The sequence below is a fragment of the Vibrio sp. 2433-A1 genome (genome assembly GCF_056726085.1).
On sequence record NZ_JBRESC010000003.1, the window covers coordinates 154257 to 176124 of the forward strand.

At 44.8% G+C, this 21868-nt stretch carries 27 protein-coding genes; 11 read left to right on the forward strand and 16 right to left on the reverse strand.

The window, feature by feature from the left end:
* From nadC to yacG, 8 genes are all read left to right on the forward strand, one after another.
* On the forward strand, positions 1-888 hold the full coding sequence (gene nadC / locus ACU01J_RS04510; RefSeq protein ID WP_481084594.1) for a carboxylating nicotinate-nucleotide diphosphorylase: 888 nt from the start codon (positions 1-3) through the stop codon (positions 886-888).
* Between the two features lie 245 nt (positions 889-1133).
* On the forward strand, positions 1134-1559 hold the full coding sequence (locus tag ACU01J_RS04515) for a pilin (RefSeq protein WP_481084595.1): 426 nt from the start codon (positions 1134-1136) through the stop codon (positions 1557-1559).
* 10 nt (positions 1560-1569) lie between these two features.
* Positions 1570-3261 carry a type IV-A pilus assembly ATPase PilB gene (pilB, locus tag ACU01J_RS04520; RefSeq protein WP_481084596.1) on the forward strand — a complete coding sequence of 564 codons (1692 nt, stop codon included), beginning with the start codon at positions 1570-1572 and terminating at the stop codon, positions 3259-3261.
* A gap of 12 nt (positions 3262-3273) precedes the next feature.
* Entirely contained in the window at positions 3274-4500 is a 1227-nt protein-coding gene (locus tag ACU01J_RS04525) for a type II secretion system F family protein (RefSeq protein ID WP_481084597.1), read from the forward strand.
* A gap of 45 nt (positions 4501-4545) precedes the next feature.
* Entirely contained in the window at positions 4546-5415 is an 870-nt protein-coding gene (locus ACU01J_RS04530; RefSeq protein WP_481084598.1) for a prepilin peptidase, read from the forward strand.
* A gap of 2 nt (positions 5416-5417) precedes the next feature.
* Entirely contained in the window at positions 5418-6026 is a 609-nt protein-coding gene (gene coaE / locus ACU01J_RS04535) for a dephospho-CoA kinase (RefSeq protein ID WP_481084599.1), read from the forward strand.
* Positions 6027-6060: 34 nt separating this feature from the next.
* Positions 6061-6801, forward strand: a complete 741-nt coding sequence (zapD, locus tag ACU01J_RS04540) for a cell division protein ZapD (RefSeq protein WP_481084703.1) — start codon at positions 6061-6063, stop codon at positions 6799-6801.
* Between the two features lie 68 nt (positions 6802-6869).
* Complete coding sequence (yacG, locus tag ACU01J_RS04545; RefSeq protein ID WP_053441124.1) at positions 6870-7064, forward strand: DNA gyrase inhibitor YacG; 195 nt, start codon at positions 6870-6872, stop codon at positions 7062-7064.
* A gap of 283 nt (positions 7065-7347) precedes the next feature.
* Here the strand turns inward: yacG and rplS are convergent, their stop codons facing one another.
* From rplS to ffh, 5 genes are all read right to left on the reverse strand, one after another.
* Positions 7348-7701, reverse strand: coding sequence for a 50S ribosomal protein L19 (gene rplS, locus ACU01J_RS04550; protein WP_004410033.1), 354 nt, complete (start codon positions 7699-7701; stop codon positions 7348-7350).
* A 48-nt stretch (positions 7702-7749) separates the two neighbouring features.
* Positions 7750-8499 (reverse strand): tRNA (guanosine(37)-N1)-methyltransferase TrmD, encoded by a 750-nt coding sequence (gene trmD, locus ACU01J_RS04555; protein ID WP_481084600.1) that lies wholly within the window; start codon positions 8497-8499, stop codon positions 7750-7752.
* 27 nt (positions 8500-8526) lie between these two features.
* Positions 8527-9075 (reverse strand): ribosome maturation factor RimM, encoded by a 549-nt coding sequence (gene rimM / locus ACU01J_RS04560; protein WP_053441122.1) that lies wholly within the window; start codon positions 9073-9075, stop codon positions 8527-8529.
* A 26-nt stretch (positions 9076-9101) separates the two neighbouring features.
* Positions 9102-9350, reverse strand: coding sequence for a 30S ribosomal protein S16 (gene rpsP, locus ACU01J_RS04565; RefSeq protein ID WP_004410028.1), 249 nt, complete (start codon positions 9348-9350; stop codon positions 9102-9104).
* A gap of 206 nt (positions 9351-9556) precedes the next feature.
* Positions 9557-10948 carry a signal recognition particle protein gene (gene ffh, locus ACU01J_RS04570; protein ID WP_053441247.1) on the reverse strand — a complete coding sequence of 464 codons (1392 nt, stop codon included), beginning with the start codon at positions 10946-10948 and terminating at the stop codon, positions 9557-9559.
* Between the two features lie 208 nt (positions 10949-11156).
* Between ffh and ACU01J_RS04575 the strand changes: the two genes are divergently transcribed.
* Together ACU01J_RS04575 and ACU01J_RS04580 are read left to right on the forward strand one after the other, a co-directional pair.
* Entirely contained in the window at positions 11157-11951 is a 795-nt protein-coding gene (locus ACU01J_RS04575; RefSeq protein WP_481084601.1) for a cytochrome C assembly family protein, read from the forward strand.
* A 123-nt stretch (positions 11952-12074) separates the two neighbouring features.
* Positions 12075-13346 carry an HlyC/CorC family transporter gene (locus ACU01J_RS04580; RefSeq protein ID WP_481084602.1) on the forward strand — a complete coding sequence of 424 codons (1272 nt, stop codon included), beginning with the start codon at positions 12075-12077 and terminating at the stop codon, positions 13344-13346.
* Positions 13347-13407: 61 nt separating this feature from the next.
* Here ACU01J_RS04580 and rpoS read toward each other — a convergent pair whose 3' ends face one another.
* From rpoS to folB, 11 genes are all read right to left on the reverse strand, one after another.
* Positions 13408-14388 carry an RNA polymerase sigma factor RpoS gene (rpoS, locus tag ACU01J_RS04585; RefSeq protein WP_481084603.1) on the reverse strand — a complete coding sequence of 327 codons (981 nt, stop codon included), beginning with the start codon at positions 14386-14388 and terminating at the stop codon, positions 13408-13410.
* Positions 14389-14459: 71 nt separating this feature from the next.
* Positions 14460-15371 carry a murein hydrolase activator NlpD gene (gene nlpD, locus ACU01J_RS04590; RefSeq protein ID WP_481084604.1) on the reverse strand — a complete coding sequence of 304 codons (912 nt, stop codon included), beginning with the start codon at positions 15369-15371 and terminating at the stop codon, positions 14460-14462.
* A 2-nt stretch (positions 15372-15373) separates the two neighbouring features.
* Positions 15374-16000: a protein-L-isoaspartate(D-aspartate) O-methyltransferase gene (locus tag ACU01J_RS04595; protein ID WP_481084605.1), complete on the reverse strand. Its 627-nt coding sequence runs from the start codon at positions 15998-16000 to the stop codon at positions 15374-15376.
* A gap of 2 nt (positions 16001-16002) precedes the next feature.
* Positions 16003-16761, reverse strand: a complete 759-nt coding sequence (gene surE / locus ACU01J_RS04600) for a 5'/3'-nucleotidase SurE (RefSeq protein WP_481084606.1) — start codon at positions 16759-16761, stop codon at positions 16003-16005.
* On the reverse strand, positions 16761-17804 hold the full coding sequence (gene truD, locus ACU01J_RS04605) for a tRNA pseudouridine(13) synthase TruD (RefSeq protein WP_481084607.1): 1044 nt from the start codon (positions 17802-17804) through the stop codon (positions 16761-16763). Before truD ends, surE begins: the two co-directional genes overlap by 1 nt.
* Positions 17805-17856: 52 nt before the next feature.
* A complete protein-coding gene (gene ispF, locus ACU01J_RS04610) occupies positions 17857-18333 on the reverse strand; it encodes a 2-C-methyl-D-erythritol 2,4-cyclodiphosphate synthase (RefSeq protein WP_481084608.1) in 477 nt (158 codons plus the stop codon).
* Between the two features lie 3 nt (positions 18334-18336).
* Complete coding sequence (gene ispD, locus ACU01J_RS04615; RefSeq protein ID WP_481084609.1) at positions 18337-19041, reverse strand: 2-C-methyl-D-erythritol 4-phosphate cytidylyltransferase; 705 nt, start codon at positions 19039-19041, stop codon at positions 18337-18339.
* Entirely contained in the window at positions 19042-19320 is a 279-nt protein-coding gene (gene ftsB, locus ACU01J_RS04620) for a cell division protein FtsB (protein WP_481084610.1), read from the reverse strand.
* 111 nt (positions 19321-19431) lie between these two features.
* Positions 19432-20235 (reverse strand): undecaprenyl-diphosphate phosphatase, encoded by an 804-nt coding sequence (locus ACU01J_RS04625; RefSeq protein WP_481084611.1) that lies wholly within the window; start codon positions 20233-20235, stop codon positions 19432-19434.
* 16 nt (positions 20236-20251) lie between these two features.
* The gene (folK, locus tag ACU01J_RS04630) at positions 20252-20737 is read right to left on the reverse strand and encodes a 2-amino-4-hydroxy-6-hydroxymethyldihydropteridine diphosphokinase (protein ID WP_481084612.1); all 486 of its coding nucleotides are present in this window, start codon (positions 20735-20737) and stop codon (positions 20252-20254) included.
* A complete protein-coding gene (gene folB, locus ACU01J_RS04635; RefSeq protein WP_481084613.1) occupies positions 20734-21087 on the reverse strand; it encodes a bifunctional dihydroneopterin aldolase/7,8-dihydroneopterin epimerase in 354 nt (117 codons plus the stop codon). The genes folK and folB overlap by 4 nt, the downstream gene beginning before the upstream one ends.
* 153 nt (positions 21088-21240) lie before the next feature.
* On the opposite strand from folB, the gene plsY reads away from it, so the two are divergent.
* Positions 21241-21852, forward strand: a complete 612-nt coding sequence (plsY, locus tag ACU01J_RS04640; RefSeq protein ID WP_481084614.1) for a glycerol-3-phosphate 1-O-acyltransferase PlsY — start codon at positions 21241-21243, stop codon at positions 21850-21852.
* Positions 21853-21868: the final 16 nt, after the last annotated feature.

The following is a 21868-nucleotide window of genomic DNA, read 5'->3' on the forward strand; positions in this document are numbered from 1 at the left end:
ATGAAAAACACACATAACAGCCAAGAACGCCTCGAATATTTGAAACAGCAACTGCCTCTAGAAATTGCTCGCACTGTTGCCGAAACGATTAAGGAAGATCTAGGTGGAACACTCGATCCTGCTGCAGATATTACCGCAAGTCTAATTCCGGCCGATGCTCACAATGAGGCAACGCTGATCACTCGTGAACACGGTATCTTCTGTGGTAAAGCTTGGGCGGATGAAGTATTCAAACAGCTTGGCGGCGAAGTGGTTATCAAGTGGAACGTCGAAGATGGTGATCGCGTTGAACCGAACCAAGTACTTTGTACCCTTTCAGGCCCAGCACGCGCGCTGCTAACTGGCGAGCGTAATGCGATGAATTTCATTCAAACGCTTTCTGGCTGTGCAACGATTACCGACCAATATGCAAAAGAGCTTGAAGGCACGGATTGTCGACTACTCGATACACGTAAAACCATTCCTGGCCTGCGCAGCGCATTAAAGTATGCGGTAGCATGTGGCGGCGGCTTTAACCATCGTATTGGCGTGTTTGATGCGTACCTCATTAAAGAAAACCACATCATCGCCAATGGTGGCATTGCTCAGACGATCAAAACCGCTAAAGAGCTTAACCCAGGTAAGCCTGTAGAAGTTGAAACAGAAAGCCTTGCAGAGCTGCAAGAAGCGATTGAAGCAGGCGCAGATATCATCATGCTGGATAACTTCACTACCGACATGATGCGAGAAGCCGTCAAGCTTAATGCTGGTCGCGCTGCGTTAGAGAACTCAGGTAACGTGACTCTTGAGACGCTACGTGAGTACGCTGAAACGGGTGTTGACTATATCTCAGTAGGTGCACTGACTAAACACTTGAAAGCGATGGATCTTTCGATGCGTTTTAAGTAATCAACGTTAGCGAATAGCACTGATTATTAACTCCCAAAGCAGAGACCATTGAGTCTCTGTTTTTGTATCTAACTAATATCTCCCCATAAACTTTGCGCTCGCTCCAATGAATATGCAAAGCAAAATCAAATAACGTAGCAAGTTTCCACAATCGGCTCGGAAAGCCCTAAGCCAGCGTTATCTTCACTGATACATAGTGATTATCCTCTCTCCCACTTTTCGCATTTCGTCCATGGAGAGAAATAATGCAAGCTAAACAACACCGCTATCAGACGGGCTTTACCCTGATTGAACTGATGATTGTTGTCGCCATCATTGGCGTACTGGCAACCATTGCTATCCCGGCCTATACCAACTACGTCAAACAGTCTGAAGCAGCCTCAGCTTTGGCAACGCTCAAATCACTGATTACTCCCGCTGAACTTTTCTATCAAGAGAATGGCACCACTTCCGCTGCCACATTGGCTCAATTAGGTACAGACAGTAGCGCCAATAAGTTGGGCGCTCTCGTATCAGAACTGGCTAGTTCAGGGTCTGCGCCGACACTTAAGTTTACCTTCGGATCTGGCAGCTCAATGACCAGCTCAGAAGTTCTCACCTACTCTCGCGATAGTGCGAGTGGATGGAGCTGTAGCGCCACCAGCACAGTTCCAACGTTAACCGGATGTTAGAAAGCAAACTATGCTAACCAACCTTCCTTCTATCTTGCGCCAAGCTCAACTCATCGACACGGCGCAAGAAGCCCAACTGGTTGAATACGTTCAAGCTTCGGGCGTAACGGTGCCTGAAGCTGCAGTTGAGTTACGTTTCATTGAACATCGTGAGCTCACTAAACAACTCTCAATGATTTTTGGCCTGCCAGAAACAACTCTCAGTCAGTTTAACTACCAGACTTTGTGCAACAAACTTGGCTTAAGAGAACTTATCAGCCGCTTTCAAGCCCTGCCTATCAATCAAACTTCACAGCTTTTAACCCTAGCCGTCGCCGACCCGACCAATTTAGAAGTTGAAGATGAATTTCGCTTTGCAACTGGGGTACAAGTCGAACTTGTCTTGGCTGATATAAAGCAACTTCAGGGAGCAATTCGTCAAGTCTATGGTCAGGCAATTGCTGGAGAAACCTTGACCAACAACAAAGAGCTCAATGAACAACAACTCGCCTCATTAGTCCAAGTGTCTGCAGATGAGCTAACAAACATTGAAGATCTGAGTACCGATGAAGCACCAATCAGCCGCTTCATCCATCAAGTCTTACTTGATGCCGTGCGAAAGCGGGCGTCTGATGTTCATTTCGAACCCTATGAGCACCTTTACCGAATTCGGCTCCGTTGCGATGGTATTTTAATTGAAACTCAGCAACCTACGCACCACCTTAATCGCCGCCTCGCGGCTCGACTAAAAATACTCGCCAAGCTCGATATCGCCGAGAAACGTTTACCTCAAGATGGGCGAATTAAACTAAAGCTGAATTCAGAGATATCGGTGGATATGCGAGTCTCAACCTTACCCACACAATGGGGAGAAAAAATTGTTCTGCGAATTTTAGACAGCAGCAGTACAACCCTCAATATAGACAGTCTCGGTTATAACGCTCAGCAGCAAGCACTGTACTTGTCCGCCTTAAACAAGCCACAGGGGATGATTTTAATGACTGGGCCGACTGGTAGCGGCAAAACCACCTCCCTCTACACTGGACTGCAAATTCTTAATACCAGCGAGGTGAATATCGCCACCGCCGAAGATCCGATAGAAATCAACCTAGCCGGAATCAACCAAGTACAACTCCAACCACAAATCGGCTTCGACTTTGCACAGGCACTGCGTGCATTTCTTCGCCAAGACCCTGATGTTGTGATGGTTGGAGAAATTCGCGACTTAGAAACAGCCGAAGTTGCAGTTAAAGCGGCACAAACTGGCCATTTGGTACTATCTACCCTACATACCAATTCTGCTGCTGAGAGCGTGGTTAGAATGCGTAATATGGGTATAGAGCCATTTAATATCGCCTCATCCTTAAGCCTAATTATAGCCCAGCGTCTGGCGAGAAAACTCTGCCCTCACTGTAAGCAACCAGCCTCTCTGCCTCACTCAATAGAACAACAACTGAACCTTGCTCCGGAGAAGGTCATTTATCAAGCCAGTAAGAAGGGCTGTAGCGAATGCAACCAAGGCTACTCCGGTCGAACAGGTATCTACGAAATGATGCCCTTTGACCACTGCCTAGCGCAAGCTGTCAATCAAGACGCAAATATAGAACAGATCGAAACCCTCGCTAAGCAGCAAGGTATGCAGACCTTAAAGGAGTCTGGTATTGAAAAACTACTGGCCGGAATAACCAGCTATCAAGAGCTGCAGCGAGTGCTCTACATTTAACGAGAAATGCAGATGACAAAGCGCTCACAAATTCAATTAAAAAACTATCGTTGGAAAGGTACCCATCGTTCAGGTAAGCGTGTCTCTGGACAACTTCTGGCGTTAAATGAAACCGACGTAAGGGAGAAGCTTAAGCAACAACAGATACGAATTAGAAAACTCAAGGCGAAAAGGGTCTCAGCCTTTACTCGTTTCGCTCAGCAGGCAAAAAGCAAAGACGTGACTCTTTTAACTCGGCAGCTTGCAACCATGCTCTCGACAGGGGTACCAATCATTCATGCGCTAAAACTGGTGGCCGATAATCACCGTAAAGCAGAAATGAAATCAATACTCGCACAAATATCGAAAGGAGTAGAGTCAGGTGCGCCAGTGTCAAAAGCCATACACGCGGCAAGCAATCACTTTGACAGTCTATACATTGATCTGATCGCCACAGGAGAGCAAACCGGTAACCTGTCTGACGCCTTTGAGCGTATCGCCGACTATCGAGAAAAATCAGAGCGGCTTAGAGCAAAAGTCATTAAGGCTTTGATTTACCCCTGCATGGTAGTCGTCACGGCGATAATGGTTTCCTACTTAATGCTCACTATGGTTATTCCTCAATTTGAATCTATGTTTAAAGGGTTTGGCGCAGACCTACCATGGTTTACCGAAAAGGTTCTTCAGTTCTCTTATTTCACTCAGACTTACAGCTCGACCATATTCTTAACGCTTGGCGGCGCTGTCTTCATCATGAGTCAAATCAGTAAGCGATCTTCTCGTGCACGCCTGAGTGCTAGTCGACTAGGACTTAAAATGCCGGTCATTGGGGCTGTCATTGGTAAAGCTTCAATCGCCAAGTTCAGCCGTACATTAGCAACCAGCTTAAACGCCGGCATCCCAATTCTTAGTTGCTTAACAAGTTCAGCCAAAACGGCGGACAACACCTACTATCAGCAGGCAATTGAGCGTATTTATGATGATACCGCTTCCGGAGTCCCTATCTATATTGCTATGCGCAACGCAAACTGTTTTCCCGAGATGGTCTTGCAAATGGTGATGATTGGTGAAGAGTCGGGACGCTTAGACGATATGCTTAACAAAGTCGCCGCCATCTATGAGTTTGAAGTTGAGAATACCGTCGATAATCTAGGTAAGGCGCTAGAACCTATGATAATTGTATTCCTTGGCACTGTCGTCGGTGGATTAGTGGTGGCAATGTACCTGCCTATCTTTAACTTAATGAGTGTCTTAGGATAAGATACAAATCAACACTCTTTATTGGCGACCAAGCTGCACCTATTTATGGATATTTTTTATTATTACCCTTGGCTATTTCCTGTATTGGCCACTATTTTCGGTCTGATAATAGGTAGCTTCCTCAATGTCGTCATCCACCGTCTGCCAATCATAATGGAGCGCGAGTGGCGCAAAGAGTGCGCGGAAAGCTTCCCTGAATATAAAATTGAGCCGCCGAGAGGGACTTATAACCTGAGCATCCCAGCTTCAACTTGCCCTAAATGCGATACCCGCATTCGTATTATCGACAATGTCCCCGTCATTAGCTGGTTGATACTAAGAGGAAAGTGCCACCAATGCAGCAATAAAATTAGTCCACGCTATCCGTTTGTCGAGCTACTGAGCGGATTAATGTCATTGATGGTGGCCTATCAATTTGGCTTTAGCTTTTATGCTATTTGCCTAATATTTTTCACCTTCGTGCTCATCTCCGCCACCTTTATCGACTTAGATACCATGTTACTGCCGGACCAGTTAACTCTGCCGTTAACCTGGGCAGGTATAACCGTAGCACTTATTGGTATCAGCCCTGTATCATTGCCAGATGCCGTTATCGGCGCCATCGGTGGATACTTAGCACTCTGGATTGTCTATTGGGCATTTAAGCTCACGACAGGCAAAGAAGGTATGGGCTATGGCGATTTCAAATTACTCGCTGCATTGGGCGCTTGGTTAGGCTGGCAATACCTGCCTATGATCATTTTGATCTCTTCATTGGTTGGGCTGGTATTTGGATTGATTCAATTAAGACTTAAGCGACAAGGTATTGATAAAGCCTTCCCTTTTGGCCCTTACCTCGCAATCGCAGGTTGGATCAGTTTAATGTGGGGCGACCTTATCCTTGACTGGTATTTGGGCAACTTTGTAGGTATTTAAATATGGCCTTAGTGATTGGATTAACTGGCGGCATAGCCAGTGGCAAAACAACCGTAGCGGATCTCTTCAATCAAGAATTTGGAATTGAGATTGTTGATGCTGACATTGTCGCGAGACAAGTCGTTGAACCAGGAACGCCGGGGCTTAATGCCATCATGGAGAAGTTTGGTCATCAAGTTATACAACATGATGGCACGCTCGATAGAGCAAAGCTTAGAGAAATCATATTTAACCAACCAGAGAGTAAAACCTGGCTAAACCAACTACTGCATCCGATGATCAGAACGCAAATGCTTGATGAGCTTACTAAGGTTAAATCTGACTATGCGCTACTGGTTATCCCGTTGATGGTCGAAAACAATCTACAAGCTCTGGCAGATAAGATTTTAGTTGTTGATGTCGATGAAGAAACTCAGATCCAACGCACCGTAGAGCGTGATAAGGTGGGCGCATCTCAAGCGAAATCCATCCTAGCCTCTCAAGCAAGCCGAGAGCAACGACTGGCCATCGCTGACTATGTGATTAAAAATGATACAAAAAACCAAAAACTTTTGCCTCAAATCACAGAATTGCACCAAAAGTTCCTAGAAATGTGCAGTGAAAATCTGTGAAAATAGGATGACAAGAACCCAGAGCTGCATATTGATGACAACCCACTACTTCGAACACCCACTCAATGAAAAAACCCGTATTTACCTGAGAGTAGAAGCCCTGCTCAATCAGCTAAATATTGCGGCGAAGTTTAGTGACGACATGCAGCACCTGACCTTTTATCGCTCTCTGTTTGATATCGTCGAAATCTTCGAGCAAATCCAACTCAAAAGTGAATTGGCTAAAGATATCGAGAAGCAACGCCTTGCTTATCGTTCTTGGCTCAATGTCGAAGGTGTTGACCAAGAGATGCTAAAAAATGTATTAACGGAAGTAGATGCTGCGCACAGTGGGTTAATGGGTGCAGAACGTTTCGGTCAGAGCTTAAAGGAAGATCGCTTCTTAAGTGCCATACGCCAACGTTTCAATTTACCAGGTGGCTCATGCTGTTTTGACCTACCAGCGCTGCATCACTGGTTACATCTACCTATCGAGAAAAAACGTGCCGATGCGAATAAATGGTTGAGCACATTAGAACCTCTCTCAATCGCTCTCAAGCAATGGCTCAAACTCACTCGTGAAACAGGACACTTTCGTGCGATTCAAGCAAAGTCAGGCTTTTACCAAAGCGATGCTGAGGAAGCAAATATTTTGCGCCTTGAGCTGCCAATTCATTACGGGGTGTACCCAATGATTTCTGGCCACAAAAATCGCTTTGCTATCAAGTTTATCGAGTTTGAGTCGGGCCAAGCTTCGACCGCAGATATTGACTTCAAATTAGCAGTTTGCTGCTAATCCACCCCGATTACCTTATTATTCCTAGTATACTAGCGATATCGTTCGCCTTAAGTTAGAGAATTACCATGTCAAAAATTACCATAGTGCCATGCCCGCAATGTGGCCAAGACGTTCCATGGGGCGAGCAAAGCCCTTTCCGCCCATTCTGTAGTAAGCAGTGTCAAATGATCGATTTCGGCGAGTGGGCTGATGAAGAGAACACCATTCCTGGCGCACCAGATATGTCTGATTCAGATGGTTGGTCAGAAGACCAATACTAGTAGGTCGAGAGCGCTGCACTACAGGATATGAAAGAAGAGAAGCTGATGTAAGAACATCGGCTTTTTTTGTATCCGTCGCATTACTTGGGCTGTCATGTCATACGTTATTTTTAGCTTAGAACGTAGATATTTGTCTTTCTACCTAGGAAGAGGCGCGGAGTTTACGCCAGTAAATGAGCACCGATGACAACGGTAGAGAGGGAAATAGCAAGTTATAAGCAAAGAATAAAAAAGCGGAGGCCTAAGGGCCTCCGCTAATACTATGAGAACGCTAGTTATAGCATTACTTCTTAGCAAGTTTCTCTTTGATACGAGCTGACTTACCAGAACGCTCACGTAGGTAGTACAACTTGGCACGACGTACTGCACCACGGCGTTTAACTTCGATGCTATCAACCATAGGAGAGTGAGTTTGGAACGTACGCTCTACGCCTTCACCGTTAGAAATCTTACGTACAGTGAATGCAGAGTGTAGACCACGGTTACGGATTGCGATTACAACGCCTTCGAAAGCCTGTAGACGCTCACGGTCACCTTCTTTTACCTTAACTTGAACAACAACTGTGTCACCAGGTGCGTAGTTAGGTAGGTCTTTTTTCATTTGCTCTTCTTCAAGAGCCTTGATGATGTTACTCATTTTTTATATTCCTAGAATAAACTGATACTAAATTTAATAGGTTACTGCTTACTTGTTATCAGAGCGGTGCTCTTTGATAAATTCGGCCAGTAATTGTTCCTGTTCGTCAGTCAGAGCTAGGTTTTCCAGGAGTTCTGGTCTTCTAAGCCAAGTACGGCCTAACGACTGTTTAAGTCGCCAGTGACGAATATCCTTATGGTTACCAGATTTGAGTACCGCAGGCACTTCTTTACCGTCTAACACCTCAGGACGCGTATAGTGTGGACAATCTAACAAGCCATTCGCAAAAGAGTCTTCTTCTGCTGACGCAAAATCTCCAAGCACACCCGGAATAAACCGAGATACTGAATCAATTAGCGTCATGGCTGGGATTTCCCCACCCGTCATCACAAAATCCCCAATTGACCATTCTTCATCAACTTCGGATTGGATGACGCGCTCATCTACCCCTTCGTAGCGACCACAAATTAGAAGCAAGTTCTCATTTGTTGCCAGCTCTTCAACTCCTTTTTGGTCTAGTTTTCGACCTTGAGGAGAAAGGTAAATGACTTTCGTCTTACCTGGTGAGGCTTGCTTAGCTGTATGAATAGCATCGCGCAAAGGCTGTACCATCATCAGCATACCTGGGCCACCACCATAAGGTCTGTCATCAACAGTGCGATGTTTGTCGTGCGTGAAATCACGAGGATTCCAAGTCTTAATCGACAAAAGACCTTTTTTAACCGCTTGACCTGTTACTCCAAAATCGGTAACAGAACGGAACATTTCAGGAAATAGGCTAATAACGCCAACCCACATGTTTATCTCGCTCTGAATATTTGGAGTTTAGAATCCAGGATCCCAGTCAACTTCGATCCGTTGAGCTTCGCGATCAATGTTTTTGATCACTTGCTCTTCAAGGAACGGGATTAATCGTTCCTTTTGCCCGAAAGCATCTTTAAGATTTGCTTTAATTACCAAAACATCGTTGGAGCCAGTTTCTAGCATGTCAGAGACAGTACCTAGATCGTAACCTTTATCAGTTACTACTTGCATTCCAATCAAATCACGCCAATAGAACTCGTCTGATGGCAATTCTGGTAATACCGCAGGGTCAATTAGAATCTCAAAGTTTGTCAGTAATTGCGCTTCTTCACGCACATCCAGACCTTCCAGCTTTACCACCAAACCTTTGTTATGGCGCTTCCAGCTTTCTGCTTTGTATTCGACCCACTGACCACCTTGGTTAATCCACCAAGGAGCGTAATCAAATATGCTTTCAGCATTGTCTGTGTAGGATAAAACTTTAAGCCATCCACGAATGCCGTAAGAAGCACCGAACTTACCCACAACAATCTTGTTATCGCTCATCGTTTCATTACCTTTCATCGACATAAGCTAATTTCTTCTTTTGATAAGAATTAAGCCGCTTTTTGAGCGTCTTTAACTAGCTTAGCAACGCGGTCAGATAGAGATGCGCCTTGACCAACCCAGTGGTTAACGCGATCTAGGTCTAGGCGTAGACCTTCTTCTTGACCTTGAGCTGTTGGGTTAAAGAAACCAACTTTCTCGATGAAACGGCCAGTTGCTGCATTGCGGCTGTCCGCTACTACGATTTGATAAAATGGACGCTTCTTAGCGCCGTGACGTGCCAAACGAATGGTTACCATGTCGTCCTCTTTGCTTCTCAAAAATAAAATTAACCCCAGAGATCATTTATTGCTAAATGATTTGGGGCTCGTGCCAAAATAAAGCTCCGGAATTTTACTCTTATTCCGGAGCAATGCAAGGTCTTTAGCTACTTTTTCACCAACATAAAACTGCTTTTAAGTTTGTGAGCTAGCTAACACCTTGAAATTTTTATCGCTAGACGAAATTAACGACCGAATGGATTAAAGCCACCACCTCCGCCCATTCCACCCATACCGCCCATCATGCCTTGCATATTGCGCATCATGCCTTTCATGCCACCTTTCTGCATCTTCTTCATCATTTTCTGCATTTGGGTGAACTGCTTCAGCAAACGGTTAACGTCTTGTACTTGAGTACCAGAGCCCGCAGCAATACGCTTTTTACGCGAACCTTTAATTAGCTCAGGGCGCTGACGCTCTTTCATCGTCATTGAGTTGATGATCGCTTCCATCTGCTTAAACATCTTATCGTCAACTTTATCTTTCACGTTGTCCGGTAGATTGTTCATGCCTGGCAGCTTATCCATCATGCCCATCATGCCGCCCATGTTTTGCATTTGTCCTAGCTGTTCACGGAAGTCTTCAAGGTCAAAACCTTTCTTCTCTTTGAACTTCTTAGCTAGTTTCTCTGCTTTTTCGGTATCGACATTACGCTGAAGGTCTTCAATCAGGGACAGTACGTCACCCATACCAAGAATACGTGAAGCAACACGATCTGGGTGGAACGGTTCTAGAGCATCAGTTTTTTCACCAACACCTAAGAACTTAATCGGTTTACCTGTGATATGACGAACAGACAGCGCAGCACCACCACGCGCATCACCATCAACTTTGGTTAGAACCACACCCGTTAGTGGAAGTGTGTCACCAAAAGCTTTTGCCGTATTCGCCGCATCTTGACCTGTCATTGCATCAACAACGAATAGTGTCTCAACCGGGTTAATTGCACTATGTAGCTGTTGAATTTCAGCCATCATCTGCTCATCAACCGCTAAACGACCTGCGGTATCGACAATAAGTACGTCGTAGAATTTCTTCTTCGCGTGGTCAATCGCTGCGTTAGCAATGTCGATAGGCTTCTGATCGGCTGTCGATGGGAAGAAGTCCACACCAACATCAGATGCCAACGTTTCTAATTGTTTGATCGCCGCCGGGCGGTAAACGTCGGCAGAAACAACCAGGACTTTCTTTTTATCACGCTCTGTTAAAAGTTTAGATAGCTTACCGACAGAGGTCGTTTTACCTGCCCCCTGTAGACCTGCCATTAAGATCACTGCTGGAGGTTGAGCCGCTAAGTTAAGAGCCTCGTTAGACTCTCCCATTACTGCTTCAAGCTCAGATTGAACAATCTTAATGAACTCTTGTCCTGGCGTTAGAGATTTCGACACCTCTACACCCACTGCACTCTCTTTAATACGTTTAATAAAGTCACGTACTACAGGCAGTGCTACGTCAGCTTCAAGAAGTGCCATGCGCACTTCGCGCAACGTATCTTTAATATTATCTTCGGTCAGTCGACCTTTACCGCTGATGTTTTTCAGCGTTTTGGATAATCGATCCGTTAAATTCTCAAACATCTTTGTCTCTTTACCTAGACGGTTGCAAGTAGGCTCGCCCATCACTTTTAGCGAAAAATTACTATGAGTATACCTTAGCCAACCCTAGCTTGACACTGCCTAGATTACTTTTGATATCTCATGCTAAGGAAATGAAAGTGATAATTCATAGCTCAAGCCGTTGATGCAGGGTATAATTTGTTAAAAATCCACCAGCTGTTAGAGAATAATGGACAACTTAATCGCCGTTGTTGCTGCAATACTTTATTCGTTAGCGATTGCAACCATAGTTCCGGGACTTGTTCATCAAACAGGGATCCGCGTTAAAACCGTTTTCGTCAGTGCTATTCTTGCGCTGGCTTTTCATGCGTGGTTGCTTAACGATCTTATCTTAGGCTACTCAGGTCAAAACCTAAGTATCCTCAATGTTGCTTCTCTGATTAGCTTTATCATTGCTTTGGTGATGAGCGGGGCAATGTTGAAAACTCGCCTGTGGTTCTTATTACCTGTGGTATACAGTTTCTCAGCGCTTAACTTAATCGCAGCAGCTTTCTTACCAAGCACGTATATTACCCATCTAGAGCAAGACCCTAAGCTACTGATTCATATCTCTTTAGCGCTATTTTCCTATTCAACCTTAAACATTGGTGCTCTATATGCACTGCAACTGGCGTGGTTGGATTACAAGTTGAAAGCGAAGAAAGCACTAGCGATCAACCCAAACCTGCCACCATTACTTATGGTCGAGCGTCAGCTGTTCAATATTATTTTGATCGGTAACTTGCTACTGACGGGTACGTTATTAACCGGCTTTGTGTTTGTTCAAGATATGTTTGCTCAGGGTAAAGCGCATAAAGGTATTCTATCCTTTATTGCTTGGGTGGTTTACTCAGTCCTGCTTTGGGGTCATTACCGCAAAGGTTGGCGCGGCCGCAAGGTAACGTGGTTTGCAGTCGCAGGTGCTACCTTGCTTACCTTAGCCTATTTCGGTAGTCGCTTTGTCCGCGAAATCATTCTTAACTAATCAACGTAGAAAGATGCGTTAAGTGCACCTTTAATTTACAATGCTTCATTCTGTATTTGAAATTGACTTAGCGCGCAGTTTAGGTCATAAATTAACCAAACAATCATAAGGAAAAGATAAGCTTTGGACGACATATCAACGGGTATCTTATTTGCGCTACTCGCGTGTCTTATCATTATTTCAGGATATTTTTCAGGCTCAGAGACAGGGATGATGTCTTTGAACCGCTACCGCCTCAAGCACCTAGCTAATAATGGCCACAAAGGTGCAAGGCGAGTTGAAAAACTGCTCGACCGTCCAGACCGCCTTATTGGGCTTATCTTAATCGGCAATAACCTCGTTAATATTCTCGCTTCAGCTATCGCGACCATTTTAGGTATGCGCCTTTATGGCGATCTCGGTGTTGCAATCGCCACTGGTGCTCTGACCATGGTGGTGCTTGTCTTTGCTGAAGTAACACCAAAAACACTCGCTTCGCTCTATCCTGAGCGCGTTTCTTACGCCAGCAGTATTGTTCTTACTATTTTAATGAAGCTACTCTCACCGCTAGTGATGTTAGTTAACTTTATTACCAATGGCTTTATTCGCTTGCTGGGCATCAAAGTCGATCATGGCGGTGATGATCACCTCAGCTCTGAAGAGCTCCGCACCGTAGTCAATGAAGCTGGCAGCCTGATCCCGCGCCGTCACCAAGATATGCTGATTTCGATTCTCGACTTAGAGCATGTTACGGTAAACGACATCATGGTGCCGAGAAATGAAATTACCGGGATCGACATCAATGATGATTGGAAGTCGATCGTTAGACAGTTAACTCACTCTCCTCACGGTCGCGTAGTTCTCTACCGCGATCAGATTGATGAAGTAGTCGGTATGCTGCGCTTACGTGAATCATACCGTTTAATGCTGGAGAAAAATGAGTTCACCAAGGAGACGTTGCTTCGCGCCGCTGATGAGGTGTACTTTATTCCAGAAAGCACCCCACTTAATGTTCAGCTACTTAAGTTTCAACGCAATAAAGAGCGTATTGGTCTTATCGTCGATGAGTATGGTGACATTATTGGCCTTGTGACCTTAGAGGATATCCTCGAAGAGATCGTAGGCGAATTTACCACATCGATTGCACCAAGCTTGTCTGATGAAATCACACCACAAGGTGATGGTAGTTTCCTTATTGAGGGCAGTGCCAATATCCGTGATATCAATAAAGGCTTAAAGTGGAAGCTACCAACCGATGGACCAAGAACATTGAACGGTCTGATCTTAGAGCATTTAGAAGACATTCCAGAAAGTCATTTAAGTGTCCAGGTATCAGGGCACCCAATGGAAATCGTTGAGCTCGAAGAAAATCGAATTAAGCTGGTCAAAGTATTCCCAATGATTAAGACAGAGTAACCTTAAACTGCACAATCAAAAAAGCCTCGGTAATCCGAGGCTTTTTCCATCTTTATCGTACTTAATCTTCTGCCACACTAAATAGGTTTTCCATATTCAAACCTTGTTTGATCAGAATCTCTCTTAAGCGGCGTAGCCCTTCTACTTGAATTTGGCGAACACGCTCACGAGTTAGATTGATTTCACGACCTACCTCTTCCAGCGTTGATGGTTCATAACCTAACAAACCGAAACGACGTGCTAGCACTTCTTTCTGCTTAGGATTCAGCTCATCTAACCAATGAATAAGCGAGCTCTTAATATCATCATCCTGCGTCGAAACTTCAGGGTCAGAATTGTTAATGTCAGGAATGATATCAAGTAGAGCCTTTTCACCGTCACCACCAATTGGCGTATCAACTGAGCTAATTCGTTCATTCAAACGTAGCATTTTGCTCACATCATCAACGGGTTTATCAAGCTGAGTTGCAATTTCTTCCGCCGTTGGCTCATGGTCAAGTTTTTGCGATAGCTCACGAGCAGTTCGCAGATAAATATTGAGCTCTTTAACTACGTGGATAGGTAAACGAATGGTACGTGTTTGGTTCATCAAAGCACGCTCAATGGTTTGACGAATCCACCATGTTGCGTAGGTAGAGAATCGAAAACCACGTTCAGGGTCAAACTTCTCTACTGCTCGGATTAAACCGAGGTTTCCTTCTTCAATAAGATCAAGTAATGCCAAACCACGATTACTGTAACGACGGGAAATTTTCACTACTAAGCGAAGGTTACTTTCAATCATACGTTTACGCGCAGCTTCGTCACCTCGCAAGGCACGACGGGCGTAGAGAACTTCTTCTTCGGCGGTAAGTAGTGGAGAAAAGCCAATTTCACCTAAATAAAGTTGTGTCGCATCTAGACTTTTCGTCGATGCATCAAACTCTTCTTTAGCCTCTTCAGCTTGTGTAGATTTGGTCAGTTTTTGCTTTTGAAACGTTTGAACAGTTTCTTGATCGATTTCGAATTCTTCGACTTTCGTTGCTGCATTGCTGATACTCATAGCGCCTCCCCCTGGCGAGCTAGCAAGACATTACTACGTCTAATGTCGCTATATTACCTAACAGTAAGTTTTTACGGTAAGTAGCGTTTTGGATTCACTGACTTACCTTGATAGCGAATTTCAAAGTGTAAGCGAACACTGCTGGCTCCAGAGCTGCCCATTGTTGCGATTTTTTGACCAGCTTTGACACTTTGCCCTTCGCGTACTAGCAACCGATCATTATGTGCGTATGCACTCAGGTAATTGTCGTTATGTTTTATAATCACGAGATTACCGTAACCACGTAGTGCATTGCCCGAATAAACCACGGTGCCGCCTGCTGTAGAAACAATGGATTGCCCACGCTGCCCTGCGATATCAATGCCTTTATTTCCTTGATCCCCAGCAGAAAAGTTCTTGATTACTCTCCCTTTAGTTGGCCATAACCACTTGGAAACTTTATTGTTGTTTGTCGATGTACTACTGGTATTTTTGTTAACATTTTGTTTACCAGTAGATTTAACATACTCCTTTGATTTCGATTGATCAACCTTCTTTGGTGGTTGTTTTGCCACCGTTTGTTGGTTATTTTTCAAACTACTCGTATTAACCTTCTGGGTAGAGTTTTTGCTCGATGCCGTATTCTGTTTTGGAGTAGAAGGGGGAGCAACTGCAGCAACTGAGACGCCAGCCCCTGTGCCACCGTACGCTGGCGCATTATAAGCAGGCTGCCAAAGTTTGAGTTTTTGACCAGGAAAGATAGTGTAAGGCTTGGTTAAACCGTTGTAACTAATGATTTCATTTACATCTTTGTCTGTGACATAGGCTATAAAATACAGCGTATCGCCTTTGTCGACCTGATAGTAACTGCCTCGATAACTCCCTCGTGAAACAGAGCTATAATCTTTCTTCAATCCAGTCACAGGCGCAGGGGAATGCGCAGCACATCCTAATAATGTACTGCAAATACCTAAGACTAATAGAAAGTAAGACGTAAACTTCATCGCTAAGCTAGATCACCAGCAATCAAAGGAACAAAACGAACCATTTCTACCACTTGAGAGAGAAACTCATCGCCACTACGAACGATTTTTAGCAATTGCTGTTCATCCGTGCCGACAGGGATCATCAGTATCCCGCCCTCTTTCAGTTGCTCTAACAGTGCAGAAGGAACGGATTCAGCCGCAGCAGTAACAATGATGGCATCAAATGGACCTTTCGCTGCCCAGCCTTGCCAGCCATCACCATGTTTAGTGGATATATTGTAGATATCCAACTGCTTTAGGCGACGCTTTGCTTCCCATTGCAGGGCCTTAATACGCTCAATCGAATAGACGTGCTCAACAAGTTGTGACAACACCGCGGTCTGATAACCAGAGCCAGTGCCTACTTCAAGTACCGTACTGCTGCGCGTGAGTTCCAACATCTCTGTCATCTTGGCCACTATGTATGGCTGAGAAATAGTCTGCCCTTGCCCTATTGGCAATGCATTGTTGTCATACGCTTGATGAATCATTGCCTGAGAGACAAATTGCTCTCGCGGCAATCTGTAAATTGCCTCTAGCACTTTCTGGTCTTGAATCCCATTCGCAACCAGAAAATCTCGTAATCTATCGGCATGTGGGTTTGTCATGCTTAACTATCCTTTAACCAATTACCCATGCTTTGTATCGACTCATGAGCCGTTAAATCCACCTGTAATGGCGTGATTGAAACAAAGCCTTGTTCGATAGTATAAAAGTCCGTGCCCTCTCCAGCATCCTGCTCTTTGCCCGGAGGACCCAACCAATAAATATCATGCCCACGAGGATCTTTCTGCTTAATCATCGCTTCAGCGTGATGACGCGCACCAAGTCGCGTTACTTGCGTTCCCTTGAGTGCACCATAAGGTAAATCAGGCACATTGACATTTAACAAACGGTTAGTTGGAATTGGCTTATTCGCATGCTGTGAAACCAATTGACGCGCTATCACCGCCGCAGTGGCAAAGTTTTCCTTACCCACCAGCGAGAATGCGATAGATTGCACTCCAAGGAAGTGCCCTTCCATCGCTGCCGCAACCGTACCAGAATAAAGGACATCATCACCAAGGTTCGCACCATGGTTAATGCCTGTCAGCACTAAATCTGGCAGTTCATCTTTCATCAACTCATTAAGAGCGAAATGAACACAGTCGGTCGGCGTGCCTTGTACCGAATAGATTCTCGGCGCAATTTCAGTAACACGTAAAGGCTGTTCGAGCGTTAATGAGTTTGATGCCCCGGAACGATTTCGGTCAGGGGCAACAATCGTGACTTCAGCCATATCACGCAGTGCATCAGCCAAAGTATGAATACCTTCAGCGTGCACACCATCGTCATTACTTATTAAGATTTTAAGTAAGTTGTCGCTCATTAATATTGGCGCTCCACTTCAACTTCTTCAATCAGCTCTCGGATGATAGCCGTAGCAAAACAGCCTGCATCTAATGAAAAACGTAGTGTGATGTTATCGCCATCAATTTGCCAAGTGAGATCCTGTGGCATTAAAGAAATAGCGCGGCGATCATGGCGCATACGATTACCACGAATTAGCGCCATTAGGTCAGGCTCTGCATCTAAGTGAGGCTGCTCTAGAGCTAATGCCTGCTCAGTTGTCGGTAGTGCATTATCACCAGCAAGTGCTGCTGTTAACTGTGTCGTACCTTCCGCAATGCCATTATTGAAGGCCTCTTCCGTATCGGCCGTCACTGATTCTTGCTGGCCATTAATTTCAACGAGATCACCCAATAGAACTTGGTCAAAGCAACCTTTTTCAATACGTTCAGAAACAATGGTATTAAAAATCCATGAACGAGCAGCAGAAAGATAAAGACTACGCTTATTCTGATTACGAGTACGAACGTTCTCACGCCCCCAACGACGAGCCTCTTCTAGGTTGTTACCTTGATGACCAAAACGCTGGCTACCAAAATAGTTTGGCACCCCGGTTTTCGCAATCGACTCGAGTCGCGCTAATACTTCATCCACATCGCTGATATCTGATAACGTCACCACAAATTGGTTACCCTCTAAGTCACCAGGGCGCAGCTTTTTGTTATGACGGTCAGTCGCTAAAATTTCAATATTAGGGTACTGAGCTAGAAACTGACTGAAGTCAGGTGTATCACCCTTAGGTAAGTGCACACTCAACCACTGCTCCGTCACCGCATGGCGGTCTTTCAAGCCAGCCCAACTCACATCTTTGGATTTGACACCACAAGTCTTCGCCAGTTCATTGGCAACAAAGCTAGTGTTCTCACCCGTTTTACGGATACGCACCATCAGATGCTCACCCGAGCCGGTAAATTCGAAACCTAGGTTTTCGTTAACTTGAAAATGCTCAGCTTTGGCTTTTAATTTGCCTTTCGCATTTGGCTTGCCATTAAGATAAGCCAAAGAAGATAAAATATCAGACATACTCTTTCCACTACTAGGTCGCTTTAGATAGTGTAAAGCAACCTAGCATTCATTATTTTTTAAGCAGTAGTACAACCGCTTCCGTTGCAATGCCTTCTTTGCGTCCAGTGAAGCCTAGTCGCTCCGTGGTGGTCGCTTTGACGTTGACATTACCAAGTTCAGTTTCAAGATCTTGTGCAATCACTTGGCACATAGATTCTATATGAGGCGCCATTTTAGGTGCTTGAGCCATAATGGTGACATCTGCATTACCTAGCACATAGCCTTTTTCTTTTACGCGGCGGTAGACATCTCTTAGCAAATCTCGACTATTTGCTCCTTTCCACTTGTCATCAGTATCAGGAAAGTGGCGACCAATATCGCCCTCGGCGATTGCACCTAAAAGCGCATCACACAGTGCATGTAGCGCCACGTCACCGTCAGAGTGAGCAATAAGCCCCTGTTCATAGGGAACAGCAACACCGCCAATAATCACAGGGCCTTCGCCACCAAATTTATGCACATCAAAGCCGTGGCCAATTCGAATCATGAGTTATCCTTTGTTTCTATTTAGATAAAACTCGGCTAATGCTAAATCTTCAGGCTGAGTTATTTTTATATTGTCTGAGCGACCTTGAACTAGAGCTGGCTTATGATTTAGCCACTCGATAGCTGAAGCTTCATCAGTAATTTGAACACCTTGTTTCAAGGCGTCAGCCAAAGCGTGCGTTAGCATCTGAGTTTTAAACATCTGTGGAGTAAGTGCGTGCCACAGTGCTTCCCTATCGACAGTATGATCAATCTCTTGATTCTGGTTCGAGCGTTTCATCGTATCTCGAACCGGAGCTGCGAGGATCCCCCCTAATTGATTGGCTAGGGAACTCTCAATCAGACGATCAATATCCGTTAAATCAACACACGGTCTTGCTGCGTCATGAACCATAACCCATTCAGCTAACTGGTGCTGCTTCACATAGTGTAATGCAGATAATACCGAATCAGCGCGCTCTTTACCGCCAGCAACACGAATGACTTGCGGACTGGATGCTAAAGAGAGTTCGGGAAAATACGGGTCACCATCAGTAATTGCGACCACCACATGACTCACTGCAGAGTGAAGCAATAACTTCTCTATGGTGTGTTCTAGTACCGTCTGTTGATTGATCTGAAGGTATTGCTTTGGTCGATCCGCTTTCATGCGGCTACCGACACCCGCCGCTGGAACAATTGCGACAATCGATGGAGAGATTGTAGACATCTAGTTATCGTCTCCAATAATCCGATAAAACGTTTCGCCTTCTTTAATCATACCAAGCTCATGCCGAGCACGTTCTTCAATCGCATCAAGACCTTGGCGCAAGTCATCAATCTCAGCGAACATTTCATTGTTACGCCCTTGAAGATTGCTATTGACCTGGTGCTGTGCCTGAGTTTCCGCATTGACCGCTTGAAAATCAGCAATTCCATTTTTTCCGAACCACAATTCAGCTTGTAGCCAGCCTAAAACCAAGAGTAAGGTCAGTGCAAAAATTCGCATATCGTCAATTAAAAAAGAGAGAGAAAGAAAGACCACATATATATCACAATGTCGCTGCTGGCGCGAGATTGGACAATGTGGTCTTACAAAGAAAAGACTGATATTTAACGATTAGTTGAGTGCTAGAAAAGCAAACAAACCCAAACCAAGTAGCAATCGATAAATAACAAACGGTGTCATACCCATCTTTGAAATCAACTTCAAGAAGAAGTGAATACAGATATAAGCACTAATAAATGACGTTACGATACCCGTCATTAAGAAGCCAAAGTGAATCGGTTCGCCACTGGTCACCAGCTTCAAACCTAGATAGCTGCCTGCTAGCAAAATAATTGGAATAGACATTAAGAATGAAAAACGCGCCGCCGCTTCACGGGTAAAACCAAGATAAAGTGCCGCAGTAATCGTAGCCCCTGAACGAGAGGTGCCCGGAATCATTGCTAACGCTTGGCTAATACCGATAAATAGGGCTTTTTTCCAGTCAGCTTGGTATTCGTCATCAGCCAATTTAGAATTTTTGTCGACATGCCAAAGCAGTAAACCAAATACGATGGTCGTCGTTGCAATCACCCACGCACTGCGCAGGTAAAGCTCGATGAAGTCTTTCATCAATAGACCAAAGAGACAGGCAGGAATCGTCGCAATCACAATCATCCAAGCCAATTTAGCTTCTTTACTGCGCTTACCTTTAAAGATAGAAGCAAAGAAAGCACTCAACAGAGAGACCACTTCTTTGCGGAAATAGATGATGACTGCCGCTAACGTACCAACGTGTACCGCGACATCAAAGGCTAATCCTTGATCTTCCCAACCCAAAATAGCGGATGGCAGGATCAAATGCGCCGAACTCGAAATCGGCAAAAATTCAGTTAAGCCTTGAATCAAAGCAAGGATAAAAGCTTCAAAATAACCCATTAGATTCTCTTAATTATTAACTAAACCACTTTGCTACTGGTGAAAGCGGTAATTCAAACTGAAACTGTTGAGCAATCTGTTCGATCGTTCGACCATCGTTAGGGACCACCAACTGAGGGCAGAGTTCCAACAACGGCTGCAACACAAAGGCATATTTGAAGATATCACTACGCGGCAACTCTGGCGTATCCAGGGAAATCTGTTCACCGAATAGAATGATATCGAGATCAACCGTTCTTGGTTCCAATTTACCAGCATCCACTGCGCGCCCCCATTTAAACTCAATATCGCGCAACTGGCGTGAAAATTCCGTTAAATCTACCTGCGTCTTCATTTCTACAACTAGATTGTAAAATGGCTGACCTTTAAACCCTACCGCTTCACATTCATAAATTGTCGAGATTCGCAGCTCAGCATCTAAGGCCCTTAGTTCACGAATTGCCGCTTCAACGTGCTTATGCCGGGCTATGTTTGAACCTATTCCGACATAAACGGTAATCATGCATTACCTCGCTCGATGACTACACCGACACCTTTCGCTTGAGCAACTGCACCTGGCTTAGTTAAACGGATTTTAATCCAAGGCACATTAAATCGTGCCATAATCAATTCCGCCACTTCTTCAGCAACACGTTCAACCAACAGAAAACGTCCGCCTTCAATATGGTTTAATACCGCTTGGCTTACTTGCGAGTAATCAAGCGCATCGACAACATCATCACTCTTACCCGCTGGACGGTTATCATGTGCCATTTCAATATCAAGCACGAGTTTTTGCTTAATCTCTTGCTCCCAGTCATAAACACCAATGGTAGTGATTACTTCTAATTGCTCGATAAATACTTTATCCATGTGTTAATTCCTTTAGAGGTCGGATACCCAAGCTAGGTAAAAAGTCGTACTATTTCAATCTCAAACACTCTTGCGGTAGTTTGAGCGTGTCAGGCGCGATATGATATCAATTAGTTGCTTGACTAACACCTGTTTCAGACGAGTTACCTTACTATGACCCCATTAGCACTGATTATGATCATTGTTGCCTACCTTCTAGGCTCGATCTCGAGTGCTGTTTTGATCTGTCGTATCTTACGTTTACCCGATCCTCGCGGCGTTGGTTCAAATAACCCAGGCGCCACTAATGTGTTGCGTGTTGGTGGCAAAAAAGCAGCGGCGGCTGTTTTGCTCTGCGATATGTTAAAAGGCACCATACCTGTCTGGGGCGGTTACTTTCTTGATATTGAGCCAGTCATATTAGGTGTGATTGCGATTGCTGCCTGCTTAGGTCATATGTATCCACTCTTCTTTCATTTTAAAGGTGGCAAAGGCGTAGCGACCGCTCTGGGAGCGATTGCGCCAATCGGCTTAGATCTGACGGGAATGATCATTGCAACCTGGTTAAGCGTCGCTTTTGTGTTTCGCTACTCTTCTCTGGCCGCTATCGTCACGGTTCTACTAGCGCCGTTTTATACTTGGATGATCAAGCCTCAATATACCTTGCCAGTGGCTATGCTGTGCTGCCTGATTGTTTTTCGTCATCACCAAAACATCAAGCGGCTTATTGACGGGACTGAGCCCAAAGTGGGAGAGAAAAAGAATGGATTAAATAAAGCCTCTTAATATAGAGGCTTTATTT

Coding starts and splice junctions, on each gene's coding strand:
- nadC (WP_481084594.1), top strand. CDS start 1: ATGAAAAACACACATAACAGCCAAGAACGCCTCGAATATTTGAAACAG.
- ACU01J_RS04515 (WP_481084595.1), top strand. CDS start 1,134: ATGCAAGCTAAACAACACCGCTATCAGACGGGCTTTACCCTGATTGAA.
- pilB (WP_481084596.1), top strand. CDS start 1,570: ATGCTAACCAACCTTCCTTCTATCTTGCGCCAAGCTCAACTCATCGAC.
- ACU01J_RS04525 (WP_481084597.1), top strand. CDS start 3,274: ATGACAAAGCGCTCACAAATTCAATTAAAAAACTATCGTTGGAAAGGT.
- ACU01J_RS04530 (WP_481084598.1), top strand. CDS start 4,546: ATGGATATTTTTTATTATTACCCTTGGCTATTTCCTGTATTGGCCACT.
- coaE (WP_481084599.1), top strand. CDS start 5,418: ATGGCCTTAGTGATTGGATTAACTGGCGGCATAGCCAGTGGCAAAACA.
- zapD (WP_481084703.1), top strand. CDS start 6,061: ATGACAACCCACTACTTCGAACACCCACTCAATGAAAAAACCCGTATT.
- yacG (WP_053441124.1), top strand. CDS start 6,870: ATGTCAAAAATTACCATAGTGCCATGCCCGCAATGTGGCCAAGACGTT.
- rplS (WP_004410033.1), bottom strand. CDS start 7,701: ATGAGTAACATCATCAAGGCTCTTGAAGAAGAGCAAATGAAAAAAGAC.
- trmD (WP_481084600.1), bottom strand. CDS start 8,499: ATGTGGGTTGGCGTTATTAGCCTATTTCCTGAAATGTTCCGTTCTGTT.
- rimM (WP_053441122.1), bottom strand. CDS start 9,075: ATGTCGATGAAAGGTAATGAAACGATGAGCGATAACAAGATTGTTGTG.
- rpsP (WP_004410028.1), bottom strand. CDS start 9,350: ATGGTAACCATTCGTTTGGCACGTCACGGCGCTAAGAAGCGTCCATTT.
- ffh (WP_053441247.1), bottom strand. CDS start 10,948: ATGTTTGAGAATTTAACGGATCGATTATCCAAAACGCTGAAAAACATC.
- ACU01J_RS04575 (WP_481084601.1), top strand. CDS start 11,157: ATGGACAACTTAATCGCCGTTGTTGCTGCAATACTTTATTCGTTAGCG.
- rpoS (WP_481084603.1), bottom strand. CDS start 14,388: ATGAGTATCAGCAATGCAGCAACGAAAGTCGAAGAATTCGAAATCGAT.
- nlpD (WP_481084604.1), bottom strand. CDS start 15,371: ATGAAGTTTACGTCTTACTTTCTATTAGTCTTAGGTATTTGCAGTACA.
- ACU01J_RS04595 (WP_481084605.1), bottom strand. CDS start 16,000: ATGACAAACCCACATGCCGATAGATTACGAGATTTTCTGGTTGCGAAT.
- surE (WP_481084606.1), bottom strand. CDS start 16,761: ATGAGCGACAACTTACTTAAAATCTTAATAAGTAATGACGATGGTGTG.
- truD (WP_481084607.1), bottom strand. CDS start 17,804: ATGTCTGATATTTTATCTTCTTTGGCTTATCTTAATGGCAAGCCAAAT.
- ispF (WP_481084608.1), bottom strand. CDS start 18,333: ATGATTCGAATTGGCCACGGCTTTGATGTGCATAAATTTGGTGGCGAA.
- ispD (WP_481084609.1), bottom strand. CDS start 19,041: ATGTCTACAATCTCTCCATCGATTGTCGCAATTGTTCCAGCGGCGGGT.
- ftsB (WP_481084610.1), bottom strand. CDS start 19,320: ATGCGAATTTTTGCACTGACCTTACTCTTGGTTTTAGGCTGGCTACAA.
- ACU01J_RS04625 (WP_481084611.1), bottom strand. CDS start 20,235: ATGGGTTATTTTGAAGCTTTTATCCTTGCTTTGATTCAAGGCTTAACT.
- folK (WP_481084612.1), bottom strand. CDS start 20,737: ATGATTACCGTTTATGTCGGAATAGGTTCAAACATAGCCCGGCATAAG.
- folB (WP_481084613.1), bottom strand. CDS start 21,087: ATGGATAAAGTATTTATCGAGCAATTAGAAGTAATCACTACCATTGGT.
- plsY (WP_481084614.1), top strand. CDS start 21,241: ATGACCCCATTAGCACTGATTATGATCATTGTTGCCTACCTTCTAGGC.